Source organism: Pseudoalteromonas sp. P1-25 (genome assembly GCF_001401805.1).
Taxonomy (GTDB): Bacteria; Pseudomonadota; Gammaproteobacteria; order Enterobacterales; family Alteromonadaceae; genus Pseudoalteromonas.
Genome location: NZ_LKDW01000008.1, coordinates 88,146 through 101,128 on the forward strand (window position 1 = coordinate 88,146; position 12,983 = coordinate 101,128).

At 43.3% G+C, this 12,983-nt stretch carries 11 protein-coding genes; 3 read left to right on the top strand and 8 right to left on the bottom strand.

What is annotated here, in order from left to right:
* Positions 1–49: 49 nt before the first annotated feature.
* The gene (locus tag AN393_RS07395; protein ID WP_055015618.1) at positions 50–751 is read right to left on the bottom strand and encodes a FadR/GntR family transcriptional regulator; all 702 of its coding nucleotides are present in this window, start codon (positions 749–751) and stop codon (positions 50–52) included.
* A gap of 177 nt (positions 752–928) precedes the next feature.
* On the opposite strand from AN393_RS07395, the gene AN393_RS07400 reads away from it, so the two are divergent.
* Both AN393_RS07400 and AN393_RS07405 read left to right on the top strand, forming a co-directional pair.
* On the top strand, positions 929–1,687 hold the full coding sequence (locus AN393_RS07400; RefSeq protein ID WP_055015617.1) for an SDR family NAD(P)-dependent oxidoreductase: 759 nt from the start codon (positions 929–931) through the stop codon (positions 1,685–1,687).
* Position 1,688: 1 nt separating this feature from the next.
* The gene (locus AN393_RS07405) at positions 1,689–2,639 is read left to right on the top strand and encodes a 2-dehydro-3-deoxygalactonokinase (RefSeq protein WP_055015616.1); all 951 of its coding nucleotides are present in this window, start codon (positions 1,689–1,691) and stop codon (positions 2,637–2,639) included.
* An 87-nt stretch (positions 2,640–2,726) separates the two neighbouring features.
* Here the strand turns inward: AN393_RS07405 and glpD are convergent, their stop codons facing one another.
* The 7 genes from glpD to galE form a co-directional block, all read right to left on the bottom strand.
* A complete protein-coding gene (gene glpD, locus AN393_RS07410) occupies positions 2,727–4,232 on the bottom strand; it encodes a glycerol-3-phosphate dehydrogenase (protein WP_055017739.1) in 1,506 nt (501 codons plus the stop codon).
* A gap of 198 nt (positions 4,233–4,430) precedes the next feature.
* Entirely contained in the window at positions 4,431–5,933 is a 1,503-nt protein-coding gene (glpK, locus tag AN393_RS07415; RefSeq protein WP_055017740.1) for a glycerol kinase GlpK, read from the bottom strand.
* Positions 5,934–6,139: 206 nt separating this feature from the next.
* Positions 6,140–7,468, bottom strand: a complete 1,329-nt coding sequence (locus tag AN393_RS07420) for a dienelactone hydrolase family protein (protein ID WP_055017741.1) — start codon at positions 7,466–7,468, stop codon at positions 6,140–6,142.
* Positions 7,469–7,499: 31 nt separating this feature from the next.
* Positions 7,500–8,501 carry a Gfo/Idh/MocA family protein gene (locus tag AN393_RS07425; protein ID WP_055015612.1) on the bottom strand — a complete coding sequence of 334 codons (1,002 nt, stop codon included), beginning with the start codon at positions 8,499–8,501 and terminating at the stop codon, positions 7,500–7,502.
* 19 nt (positions 8,502–8,520) lie between these two features.
* The gene (gene galK, locus AN393_RS07430) at positions 8,521–9,669 is read right to left on the bottom strand and encodes a galactokinase (protein WP_055015611.1); all 1,149 of its coding nucleotides are present in this window, start codon (positions 9,667–9,669) and stop codon (positions 8,521–8,523) included.
* A complete protein-coding gene (locus AN393_RS07435; protein WP_055015610.1) occupies positions 9,659–10,723 on the bottom strand; it encodes a UDP-glucose--hexose-1-phosphate uridylyltransferase in 1,065 nt (354 codons plus the stop codon). Before AN393_RS07435 ends, galK begins: the two co-directional genes overlap by 11 nt.
* Position 10,724: 1 nt before the next feature.
* A complete protein-coding gene (gene galE / locus AN393_RS07440) occupies positions 10,725–11,738 on the bottom strand; it encodes a UDP-glucose 4-epimerase GalE (protein ID WP_055015609.1) in 1,014 nt (337 codons plus the stop codon).
* 303 nt (positions 11,739–12,041) lie between these two features.
* Between galE and AN393_RS07445 the strand changes: the two genes are divergently transcribed.
* On the top strand, positions 12,042–12,869 hold the full coding sequence (locus AN393_RS07445) for an SDR family NAD(P)-dependent oxidoreductase (protein WP_055015608.1): 828 nt from the start codon (positions 12,042–12,044) through the stop codon (positions 12,867–12,869).
* Positions 12,870–12,983 lie beyond the last annotated feature (114 nt).

A 12,983-nucleotide genomic window follows, 5' to 3' on the forward strand; every position in this document is an offset into this window, starting at 1 on the left:
CAGCAAAAAGGGAGCTCATTAGCTCCCTTTTTAATTACTCGAAAAATTATTAATCGAGTTTAGATTCAATCAGCTCAAGCGCTTCTTCTAAAATGGTTTCTACTGCTTGTTTAGCGCGCTCTGGGTTACGCGATTTAATCGTATCTAAAATGTCAGCGTGTTTTGCAACGTCCGCCCCTGGCACACCTTTAATATGATTGGTATAGCGAATACTTACACGTAGCGCGGTGCTAATAAATTCTGTTAACTGCACAAAAAAACGGTTATTACTGGCCACTAAAATACTAGTATGAAAAGCAATATCTGCCTCTAATGGGTCATCTAAGCCTTGATCTGCATCGGCCATACGGGCAAGTGCGTTGTCTATTTCAGCAAGTTGTTCGGCGTTGGCATTTTCAGCAGCTAAGGCGGCAGCTTGTGGCTCAAGTGCTACACGTACTTGTGTAAACTCTTTTAATAAAGAAAGTGACGGTTTACTGCTTAAAATCCAGCGTAATACGTCGGTGTCAAACATATTCCAGCTGCTTTCTGGCAGTACGCGAATACCTTGCTTAGGGCGAGAAGATATTAAACCCTTAGCAGAGAGCATTTTGACGGCTTCGCGCGTGGCACTGCGACTCACATCGTATTTTACGCATAGGTCAGCTTCTGAGGGCAGGCCTTCGTTAACTGGGTATACGCCACGCACAATTGCAAAGCCTAAATCATGGGTTAATTGTTGTGTTAAGTTTTGACGAGGTTGGCTTTTCATTGAGCGGTATCCGAGTGAGTTATTGCTTTATTATATATCATATATCATATTAATGTACGAAAGGATATGTTATAAACTTTGCTAAAGGCAAGTATTTTAACACAGCTGTAATAGTAATCTCTTTAGCAAATAATTATAAGTACTAAGAGAAGCAGTTTGTATTATGGAGAAACGCATTTGAATAATCACGCTCAGTACCCCAGTATTTCTGGCAAAGTTGTTTTTATTACTGGGGGGGCTTCAGGCATTGGCCGAGCAATGGTAAAAGCATTTGCCGCTCAGTCTGCCAAAATAGCCTTTATAGATATTAATAACGACGCTGCTCAATCTCTTATTGCCTCATTGCCTAACGCTAAATTATGGTTTAGACAGGTTGATGTTACCGACTCAAATGCTTTGCAGCAATCTTTGGTAGATGCATGCGCTGAACTAGGGGCTATCAATGTTCTGGTAAACAATGTAGCCAACGACCGCCGCCAAGCCAGTGAAGATGTTACTGTCCAAGATTGGGACCAATGCCTACAAATTAACTTAAATCCGGCGTTTTTTGCCTCGCAAGTTGCTATGTCTTTTATGAAAAGCGAAGGCGCGGGGAGTATTATTAATTTTAGCTCTATCAATGCCATTATGGGGCAGCCGCAAATGGCGGGTTATGTTACAGCAAAGGCTGGCTTAATCGGCATGACTAAGGCACTTGCTCGCGATTATGGTGAGTTTGGCATAAGAGTAAATGCTATCTTGCCGGGTTGGGTTGCCACCGACCGCCAATTAGCCAGTTGGTTTACTAAAGAAGAGCAAGTGAAGTGGATGGAAGCCATGGCACTTAAAAAGTTAGTAACCCCTGAAGATGTGGCTAACTTGGCACTTTTTTTAGCTGCCGACGAAAGCAGTATGATCACAGGTCAAGGCATTAAAATTGACGGTGGGAGGCTCTAAGTTGCAGCACTTAAACCTTTTTATAGCCGTAGATTGGGGCACGAGTCATTTACGCGCTTATTTATGCAGCGTAAATACCACAGGGCAATTAACGCTAATTGCTCAGCGCGACGGCCCAGGTGTGATTAGAGATAAACAAAATTTTGAACACACTTTAATTGGTGTCGTTGCACCATGGACCAGTGAATACGGCGTTTTACCTATTTATATGGCTGGGCAAATCACCTCAAGTATTGGCTGGAAAGAGACCCCTTATTTGGCGTGCCCTATAAACCCCGAAAGCCTACTCAGTGGCGCAATTAACTTTGATTGCGCAGGTAATAAAGTCAGTGCCTTGCCTGGCACAAAGTGTACATTAAAAAACAATTTATTTGATGTAATGCGCGGCGAAGAACTGCAAATTTTAGGGTTTTTAAAACAAAATCCGACCTATCAGCACGGTGAGGTACTCATTTGTTTACCCGGTACCCATACTAAATGGGTGCTGTTAAAAGATGGCCATATTATCTGTTTTAAAACCGCAATGACGGGCGAATTATACGACTTGCTATGCCATCAAAGTGTACTTATTCCTAACGATTGTGAGGCAGGGGAGTTTGATTGGCATGCCTTTGAGCAAGGTTGTGAACTTACCCTAGGCAGTGACAGCGGTAATTTGGCGCATGGTATTTTTAGTGTCCGTACGCGCCAGCTTTCAAAAGAGCTAACCCCCGTGCAAGCCAAGGCGTATTTGTCGGGCGTGTTAATAGGTAGTGATGTACGCGCAGCACGCCATGCCAGCGAATGGCAATTAGTGAATAACTCTAAAGTGGTGGTTATTGGCACAGAGCAACTAAATACCTGTTTTACCCATGCGTTAAATTGCATTGGTGTGCAATGTTTAGAGTTTGACGTGAAAGAGGCTACGTTAAGTGGTTTTAACTACTTATTTAATAGTAATAAAACCAAGTAAATATAAAAAAGCCCCTAATATTGATTGTGCAATTATTGGGGGCTAGTTCTTAAATTAAGTAAGGGGGAAATTGGCTGTAGCCTGCTGTCAGGCTGTTTTAGCCCCTTGGTTTTGCGCAATATAATGATTAAGCGTGGCCACTTGCGCGTCATTAAAACGCAGGCCTAATTTACTTCTGCGCCATAAAATGTTGTAAGAGTTGCCCGCCCATTCTTCGTTTAGTAAGTAATCGACTTCTGCTGCAAATAAGCCATGGCCAAAGTCTTGGCCTAAATCACTTAGCTGGGTTGCATTGCCTAAAATTAATTTTGCACGAGTCCCGTAGGTACGTACAAAACGTTTAAGAGTGATCTCTGGTAACCAACTATAAGCCGTTTTAAGCTCATTAGTGAGTGCTTCTACCGAGCTAAAATCGCCACCAGGCAGTGCGCTGTGTTTAGTCCATGCTGCACTCATTTGCGGGTAAAACTCTTCAAGTTTATTCACCGCAGCTTCGGCAAGTTTACGGTAGGTAGTAATTTTACCACCAAACACACTTAACAGGGGTGTGTGTTTGCCTTCGCTTGATAGCTCTAACTTGTAATCTCGCGTTACTTTTTGTGCATTAACTGACTCGTCATCAAGCAGTGGGCGCACACCCGAAAAGGTATGTACTATGTCTTCGCGCTTAATGTGGTTTTTAAAGTAGCTGTTAGTAATATTAATTAAGTAGTCGATTTCTTCATTGCTGATTTTCACATCTTGCGCTGCGCCTTTGTGTTCAACATCGGTGGTGCCTACCAGTGAGTAATCATCTTCAAACGGTATAACAAACACAATACGCTGATCTTTATTTTGTAAAATATATGCTTGTTTTTCATCGTGAATTCGCGGCACTACAATGTGGCTGCCTTTTACAAGGCGAATATTTTGAGGTGACTTTTCTATCAGGGCTTCGTCAAATAGTTTAGCAACCCACGGACCTGCGGCATTTACAATGCCTTTGGCTTTAATCGTCTGTTGCGACTTAGTTTGCGGTTGCTCAAGCGTTACCTGCCATTGGTTATCAATGCGTTTTGCACTGACACACTTGGTTTGCGTAGCAATGGTCGCGCCTTTATCTTGAGCGGCTAGGGCGTTTAAAATAACTAAACGAGAGTCATCAACCCAGCCATCTGAGTATTCAAACCCTTTTGTAATTGAAGGTTCTAATACGCTGTTTTCACCAAACGTAATGCCACGCGAACCAGCAAGTGTTTCGCGCTTAGCTAGGTTGTCGTACATAAATAAGCCAATGCGGATCATCCATGCTGGGCGTAGGTGCGATTGGTGCGGTAGCCTAAAGGTGAGCGGCCACATAATGTGCGGGGCATTTTTAAGCAGCACTTCACGCTCTGCAAGTGCTTCTTTTACTAATCTAAATTCGTAATGCTCAAGGTAGCGTAAACCGCCGTGGATCAGCTTAGAACTATTTGAAGACGTTGCACTGGCAAGGTCTGATTGTTCGCACAAAAGCACCTTTAATCCTCTGCCTGCTGCATCAGCTGCTATTCCAGTGCCGTTTACACCGCCACCGACGACAAGTAAGTCGTATTCGTTATCTGCTAATTCCACCGAGCTAACCTTTTTATTTGTAATATAAATAAGACATATAACATCATAAAGCGGCGGTTCTTATTTGACAATAGATAACCGCGCTTTTTGCGTGTTAATTTTTAATCCTGATCTTTTTAAAACATACAGCGTACAACGCGCTATTTAGCTGACTTTGTTTATGTTTGATAAGCCGCCAACTTTATTAGCGGCTAGTTTTTATTGCTGTTGGCAATCGTCACTAGATAAACGCACTTGCGCTACACAGTGCTGCCATTTTGCGTATAAATCATTACGCTCGTCAGCGCTCATTACTGGCTCAAAGCGACGGTCACAGGTCCACATTTTTGCTAATTGCTCCGTTGACTCATACACACCGGTTTGTAGGCCTGCTAAGTATGCTACGCCTAAAGAGGTGGTTTCGGTCACTGTTGGGCGCTCTACGGTTGCGCCTAAAATGTTTGATAAAAAGGCAAGTACCCAGTTATTTTTAACCATACCGCCATCAACCCTTAACACACTTGGGCGTAAGCCATCACGCTCCATTGCTTTTTGTAAGTCTTTGGTTTGATATCCAACCGATTGCAACGCCGCAGCCACAATGGTGCTAATGCCTGAGTCGCGCGTTAAACCTAAAATAGCGCCCCGTGCATTTGGGTCCCAATACGGCGCACCTAAACCTGTAAACGAAGGCACTAAAAATACCCCATGGTCGAGCGGTACATCTTTTACTAACGATTCGCTCTCGCCGGCATGGCTTAATAGTTTTAGGCCTTCAACAATCCACTGCATAGTGGCGCCTGCCATAAAAATACTGCCTTCAATGGCGTAAGTAGGCTTACCATTTAATCTATAAGCAACCGTAGTCAGTAAGCGGTTTTCAGAGGTAAGCGCTTTTTCGCCGGTATTAAGCATTAAAAAACAGCCCGTACCATAGGTGCTTTTCGCCATGCCTTGTTCAAAACATGCGTGGCCCACAAGGGCTGCTTGTTGGTCGCCGGCAATACCACATACACGTATTGGCGCGCCAAAAATATCGTCGCTGGTTGAGCCAAATTCGTCGGCTGAGTCCATTACTTGCGGCAGCATAGATTCAGGAATTTCGAATAAATCGAGTAACTCTTCATCCCATTGCTGAGTATGGATATTAAATAACATAGTGCGTGATGCGTTAGTTGCATCGGTACGGTGCTCTTTGCCACCCGTTAGGTGCCAAAGTAAATAGGTATCAACGGTGCCAAAAGCCAGTTCGCCTGCAAGGGCTTGTTCGCGTGCGCCTTCTACGTTGTCTAAAATCCAGCGTACTTTAGTAGCCGAAAAATACGGGTCTAGCAGTAAGCCGGTTTTATCACTTATGGTTTGGCAAAGCTCGTCAGTGCTTAGGCTTTCGCAGTAATCGCTGGTGCGGCGGTCTTGCCACACAATGGCGTTATAAATTGGTTTGCCGGTTTTTTTGTTCCACACTAAGGTGGTTTCACGTTGGTTGGTGATACCAATGGCAATAATTTCTTCAGGCTTTACGTTTTTATCGGCTAGCACTTTGCGGCTGGTACTTAGCACGGTTTGCCAAATATCGTTAGGGTCGTGTTCTACCCAGCCATTTTGCGGAAAATGCTGCGAAAATTCTTGCTGTGCTGTACCAAAAACGTCTGCATCTTTTGTAAACAAGATGGCCCGAGAGCTTGTGGTTCCTTGATCAATTGAGAGTATGTATTTGGACATGATATTTATGTTATTTATCTTATCTTATATATGACTAGATTGCCTTTAACTAAGATTAATGGCAACGATTTTTTCTTAAAATAGCCGTTTAAAAAACAAACATACTGTTTTTATTTGCTAACTCTTTTAAATAACAGGTGTTTATAGCAGCATTATTTTAAGTCCGAGTGCGGCTATTTATAAAAATAGCCGCTTAAAGCTTAATATTACTTGGTGTGTGGTTTAGCTTGTTGCCAATCCATACCTGTAGAAAAACGATTATCAAACCCGTGCCATTGTGGCAGTGGCTTACCATCAACAATAGCTTGGTCGCCGTTTTGTGGTAAGTCTAGGTATTCACATTGGCTTGCAATGCCTTTTACATGGCAATCCATCATAGCAAGTACAAAGTGTTTGTTGGTCTCGTTTAGGGTGCGCATTGACCACGATGGCTCGTAGTAATGGCCTATATCTAACTCGCTGCTACGTTTGGCAATAGCAGGCGCAGGGTGCGGCGCAATATTATGGCGGGCGTTTTTGTAGGTAAGCATGTACTTATCTTTGCTGCCCGTTTGGTCATAAAGGTGTTTAATACCTTCATAGCCGGATATATCGTCTAAGCTGCCCGCTACATAAAGCGAAGGCACTTTTATGTTTTGCATAGCACTGGCATTAAATAAGTTATGTTGCCCGCCCCAAGGCGCAAAGGCCACCATAGCTTTTATGCGTGTATCTACTTGTGGGTTTTTATATTGCCCACCAGCACAGCTATTGAGTAATTGCTGTACTTGCTTAATTTGTGCAGGGTCTTTTATACCGGTAAACATGGCGGTAGTTTGCTCGTTAAAATCATAACAGCCACCAATCGTATTAACTGCGCCAAAACCACCCATAGAGTAACCAATTACGCCTGCGTTTTTGTTATCTACTTGCTTGCTGGCAAAGTTGTTTTGTTCATTAAAGTAGTTAAGTACAAATTGCTGATCGCGTGAGCGGTTAATAAGGGTACTAAAAAAGCCCGAAAACGGCGCATTTTTAAAATCAACATCGGCATTGGTTGAGTCGGTATGATCTATGGCTGCCACAATGTATCCGTGCGATGCTAAATGTTCGCCCAAGTAATACATAATTGTACGATAGCCGGTATACCCGTGCGAGAGCACAATAACGGGATAGTGCTCTTTGTTATTTATAGCTACATCGCGCATGGCATCAGCTTGTAAGGTAAACCCTTTACCTGTACGGGTTATGTCGCTGTAGCTGGTTAAGGGTGCGTTTGCACTGTTTGCTGCCGGGTACCACACTTCTACCTTTAAGGGGCGATCTTTTTGAGTTTGGGTTGCAGGGTCAAACTGTGCGGGATTTACTAAATCAAGCGTTTGTACGCCAACGCTGTAATTCCCTTTAGCAGCAAGCTCAGGAAGTACTTCGCTGGTTAAAGGTGGGTAGAGTTGCTCAGGCGTTTTTTGAGCTGCAAAAACAGTACTTGCTGTTAAGCAGCCAGTCGCTAGCAGCAAGGCTTTTGAAAGCGCCTTTAAAGTGTGTGTGCTTGTCATTGTGTATCCTTGTTGTGTGTATTTTTTATTATTAACCTAGCTCATGGGTTTCAACGCTATCACTGTATTTAAGCTGCCACTGCGCACGAAGCGTATCCATTATGTGCATTACCCGCAGGCTGGTACTCAGTGGTAATACATTGCTTTGTGTTTGTTGTTGTAAAATACATTCGCTAACGTGAGCAATTTCAAATTTAAAGTTTTCATCGTCATTAAAGCTAAAATCAAAATGCTGCACTTGTTGTGCGTTTAAATGAAGCTCTAACGACTGCGCACCGACAAAGTCAGCAATGCGAATATATCCGTGCTCCCCTAAAACAAAGGCTTCGGTAGGGCCACTTTGTTGTAATGCGCTACTAAGCTGTGCAAATTGCCCTTGGCCGTAATTTATAAGGGTTACACTGCGCTCATCTACGCCAGTTGTGCTTTTATGTACTAATGATTTAATTTGCTCAGGGGCTTTATTAAATACCACATCGGCAATTGATATAGGGTAAATACCTAAATCAAGCAATGCGCCACCTGCGGTCGCTGGGTTCATTAAGCGGTGCGAGTCAGCAAAGTTGCCCGCTAAGCTAAAGTTGGCATTCACACTGTGTACTTTGCCTATTACGCCCTCACTTAATAGCTGCTGCAGTTTTACTATGGCAGGTAAAAAGCGCATCCATACACCTTCCATTAAAAAGCAGTTTTGGTGCTCGGCTAACTGGCTAAGGGTAGTGAGTTGCTGTGCATTAACCGTAATGGGTTTTTCGCTGAGTACATGCTTATTGTGCATTAAGCATTGCGCAATGGTTTTAAAGTGTTGCTCGTGGGTATTGGCAATATAAATGGCGTCAATGTGTGGGCATTGCATAAGAGCTTGGTAGCTCTCATAGCCTTTAATACAATAGTGTGTGGCAAATTCATTTGCGCGCTGCTCGCTTGTAGATGCTGCGCCAATAAGCTGAGCATTGGCGCAATGCGTAATGCTTTTAGCAAAGGTGTGAGCAATATTGCCACACCCAATAATACCCCAATTAACCTTTGCCATGCTTATTCCTTAATGATGTTTAAAAAGACGTAATTTGTAATCCTGAACCTGCTGAACATACGTAAATGTCGGCATTTAAGTTAAAGCGTTCAAAGTAGTGCTGTTCAACCGCTGCTTTAATAAGGGGGACTTCTGCATCACGGCATAAACATACAATCGCACCGCCAAAGCCGCCGCCGGTCATACGTACTGCACCGCGTTCGCCCATGGCTTCTTTACAAATTTCGACTAGGCCGTCGGTCGCTGGCACGGTTACTTCAAAGTAATGTTTAAGCGATTGGTGCGATGCCGCCATTAGCTCGCGCAGCGTATCAATGTCGTTATTTTGCAGCGCTTTAGTTGCTGCAATTACACGCTCATTTTCGCTAATTACGTGGTGTGCACGTTTGTACTCGTTTTCGCTTAATGCATCTTTTGTTGCTTCAAGCGTAGCCATAGTGGCTTTACGAAGTGTAGCTACGTTCATTTTTGCAGCTGCTTGCTCACAGTCAACACGACGTTGGTTGTATTCGCTATCTACTAACTTACGTGGGTAGTTAGAGTTAACAATAACAATGTTTAAATCATCCGGTACTTTTACAGACTCAGTGGCTAGGTTTTCACAGTCAATTAAAAGGGCATGACCGTTTTCGCCTTTTGCCGAAATAAGCTGATCCATAATGCCCGATTGGCAATGCATAAAGTCGTTTTCGGCCTCTTGGCCTAGTAATGCAATTTTTTCTTCGCTTAAACCTAGTTGTGCAATATGGTTAAACATACCACCAATGGCTACTTCTAATGCGGCCGATGACGATAAACCACTGCCTTGTGGTAAGTTACTGTCAATAAGTAAATCGGCGCCACGTAAAGTGTGGCCTGCACGCTTTAATACAAATGCCACGGCACGAATATAGTTGCCCCATTGCGATTGTCCTTCACTGATGTCTTCATCAACACTAAAGCTGTCTTTTTCGCCTGGGTAATTTAACGAATGCACGGTAATTATGTTGTCGTCGCGCTCTTTAAACATAACTTGAGTACGAAACTCTAACGAGCACGGAAATACAAAGCCGTCATTGTAATCGGTAAATTCGCCAATGAGGTTTACACGCCCAGGTGCAGCAGCAATACCTTGAGCAGGCGCACCGTACAGTGATAAAAAGTGTTGTTTAAAATCGTTAAGCGTCATCTGTGTGTCCTGCTGTTTTTTTGTAGTGTGTGGTACTGGCTGCTTGTAAAATAGAGGCAGCTGTTTCTGCGCTTAAATCGCGCTGGCTTTCGCCTAGCATTTCGTAGCCAACCATGTGTTTTTTCACGGTAGCAGAGCGAAGTAGCGGCGGGTAAAAATGAGCATGTAAGCGCCAATGTTGCTCATCAGAGCCTCGATTAGCGGGGGCATTGTGCCACCCCATAGAATACGGGAAGCTACAATTAAATACGTTGTCGTATTTAGTCGTTAATACTTTTAGTGCCTGTGCTAAGGCGTCTGTTTGCGCATCGTTTAGCTGGCTAAAGTTTTGAATGTTATCTTTAGTTACAAGCAGTGTTTCAAACGGCCATGCTGCCCAAAATGGCACTACAACAAGCCAGTGCTCGTTTTCAAATACGACGCGGGTTTTATCTGCTTGCTCTTTTTGCACGTAATCGGCAAGCATTGCGCTGCCATGCTTTTTATAATAAGCAAGCTGTTGGGTATCTTCGGCTTCTATTTCGGTTGATAAGTGCGAGTGAGCCCATACTTGGCCATGGGGGTGAGGTTGCGAGCAACCCATTATCTCGCCTTTATTTTCAAATACCTGAACACATTCATAGTGCTGTGCAAGTTCTGTGTAGTTGTCTTTCCAGGTTTTTACGACTTCGTGTAAGGCATCGTGCTCAAGCTCTGGCAGCGTTTTATTATGTTCTGGCGAAAAACAAATAACACGGCATTCGCCACTTGCTTCATCAGCAATAAATAAATCGCTGTCTGACGCTAAGCTTTGCGTTTGCTCGCTTTCATTAGGTGTCAGAGCGCCAAAGTCATTTTTAAATACATGGGTGTATTTGTAATCTGGATTGCTATCGCCATTTGCACGGGTGTTACCTGGGCAAAGTGGGCAGCTTTCATCGTGTTTTGGCAGTACGCTTTCGTTTACTGCTTCTGTTGCGCCTAACCACGGGCGATTATTACGATGCGGTGATACTAATACCCAACGCCCCGTTAGCGGGTTTTTACGTCTGTGAGTACTTTCTAATAAAGCCATGTTAACTCTCCAACCCACTTGGGTAATTAGTTTGCCAGCGCCATGTATCGTTTGTCATGTCGCTCAGTGTTAGTTCTGCGTGCCAGTTAAGTGTGGTTTGCGCTTTTGTGGCATCGGCGTAATTACAGGCAATATCGCCTGCACGGCGCGGTGCAATTTTATAAGGAATATCTTTATTGGCTGATGCGCTAAAAGCGTTGATCATATCAAGTACTGAATAACCTTGCCCTGTGCCTAGGTTATAGGCATGAAAGGCAGTATCTGTTTTGTGCTGCATAAAGGCTGCTACATGGCCTTTAGCTAAATCTAAAACGTGAATATAGTCGCGCACGCCAGTGCCATCTTTAGTGTCGTAGTCGTCACCAAAAATATTAACCACTTCACGTTTGCCTACCGCAGTTTGGGCAATAAAAGGCATTAAATTATTTGGAATACCATTTGGGCTTTCGCCTAATAAACCGCTTGGGTGAGCACCTACTGGGTTAAAGTAACGAAGCGCTATACCCATAAATTTGCTGTTAGCCTTACATACGTCTTGCATGGCTTGTTCAACCATAACTTTGGTCCAACCGTAAGGGTTAGTAGCGCGTATAGGGTGCTTTTCATCAATAGGGAGGTAATCTGGCTCGCCATACACAGTGGCTGATGAGCTAAATATAATATGGTTTACGCCTACCTCTTGCATGTTTTGTAGCATGCTTAATGTGCCTGACACATTGTTTTGGTAATAACGCAGTGGTTGCTCGGTTGATTCACCTACCGCTTTAAGCGCTGCAAAGTGAAATACAGCCTCTGCCTTGCTGTGTTTAAGGGCAAGTTTAAACTGCTGCTCGTCTTGAATGTCACCTAAAATAAACTCAAAACGAGTACCGGTAATTTTTTCGAGTTGATCAAGCACACGGGGGCTTGCGTTAGATAAGTTGTCGTAAATAACCGGGGTAATGCCTGCCTCATGAAGGGCAATACATGTGTGGCTACCTATATAACCCATACCGCCTGTAACTAAAACTTTCATGTGTTTTCTCGAAAAGTGTATTTATATGATAAATACTACTATTAAGGTAATTTAAAAACAATAGTTATGATTGCTCGTTATTTCAAATAAACGCTTAAAATTCGCCCTAGCAAAGGCACAGTGCTATGCCTACTTAATAAAGGTGCCTAGGTTTATCAATTAATTCTATAAACTGATTCTACTGAGTCACTAATTATTAGTCGTTAAAAGGGGTGCTAATATAAAAAAATAGCAGTGAGTTAATGCCTGTGTAATTTGGCATTAATGCAATGGGCTAGTCTTAATAGAGAAGGATTGATCAACATGAAAAAAACAATTTTATTAACCGGTGCCACCGACGGTATTGGCCTAGAGACCGCTAAAATGTTGTTAGCGCAAGGGCATACTGTATTATTGCACGGGCGCAACCAAGACAAGTTAAAGGCCGTACAAGCAAGCCTAAACGCTGATTACCCGCAAGCAAGCACAGCGACCTACATTGCTGATTTAAGCGATATGGCGCAAGTAAACACATTAGCTCAGTCAGTGTTAGCCGACTTACAAAACGCGAATAAAACACTCGATGTACTTATTAATAACGCCGGTGTATATAAATTGCCTAATATCACCACTGTAGATGGGCTAGATGCACGTTTTGCAGTTAATACGTTAGCGCCTTATTTGCTTACTAAAGCGTTACTGCCTGTAATGAACACGCAATCACGTGTGGTTAACGTGTCATCGGCTGCACAAACCAGCGTTAACTTTGACTCGTTAGTGGGCAAAAAGCCACTGTCAGATAGCGCAGCTTACGCGCAAAGCAAATTGGCTATCACTATGTGGTCGCGTCACTTAGGTTTAGCACTTAAAGGTAACGGGCCATTAGTCGTTGCAGTAAATCCTAAGTCGTTACTAGGTAGTAAAATGGTAAAAGATGCCTACGGGCTTGCTGGTGGCGACTTAAAACTAGGCGCCGATATTTTTTGCCGCGCTGCATTAAGTGACGAATTTAAAGATGCCACTGGCCTTTATTTCGATAACGATGCAGAGCGCTTTGCACCGCCGCATCCAGATGCGCTCAACCCGGATAAAAATCAACAGTTAGTTGATACGTTAGATAGCCTGCTTACTCAGCTAAATGTTGATAGCTAGTGGGCTATTAATGCGAAAAATTTTACTCATGCCTAATAAGACCTAGTCGTTTTTTATAAAGCCCATATGTGCTTTAAATGTTTTACCCTTTGTTGACCGTCAAAGAGTTCACCT

What these genes read in the sequence shown, in the direction of transcription:
- AN393_RS07395 (WP_055015618.1), bottom strand. Translation starts at nt 751, where the DNA reads ATGAAAAGCCAACCTCGTCAAAACTTAACACAACAATTAACCCATGAT.
- glpK (WP_055017740.1), bottom strand. Translation starts at nt 5,933, where the DNA reads ATGTCCAAATACATACTCTCAATTGATCAAGGAACCACAAGCTCTCGG.
- AN393_RS07420 (WP_055017741.1), bottom strand. Translation starts at nt 7,468, where the DNA reads ATGACAAGCACACACACTTTAAAGGCGCTTTCAAAAGCCTTGCTGCTA.
- AN393_RS07425 (WP_055015612.1), bottom strand. Translation starts at nt 8,501, where the DNA reads ATGGCAAAGGTTAATTGGGGTATTATTGGGTGTGGCAATATTGCTCAC.
- galK (WP_055015611.1), bottom strand. Translation starts at nt 9,669, where the DNA reads ATGACGCTTAACGATTTTAAACAACACTTTTTATCACTGTACGGTGCG.
- AN393_RS07435 (WP_055015610.1), bottom strand. Translation starts at nt 10,723, where the DNA reads ATGGCTTTATTAGAAAGTACTCACAGACGTAAAAACCCGCTAACGGGG.
- galE (WP_055015609.1), bottom strand. Translation starts at nt 11,738, where the DNA reads ATGAAAGTTTTAGTTACAGGCGGTATGGGTTATATAGGTAGCCACACA.
- AN393_RS07445 (WP_055015608.1), top strand. Translation starts at nt 12,042, where the DNA reads ATGAAAAAAACAATTTTATTAACCGGTGCCACCGACGGTATTGGCCTA.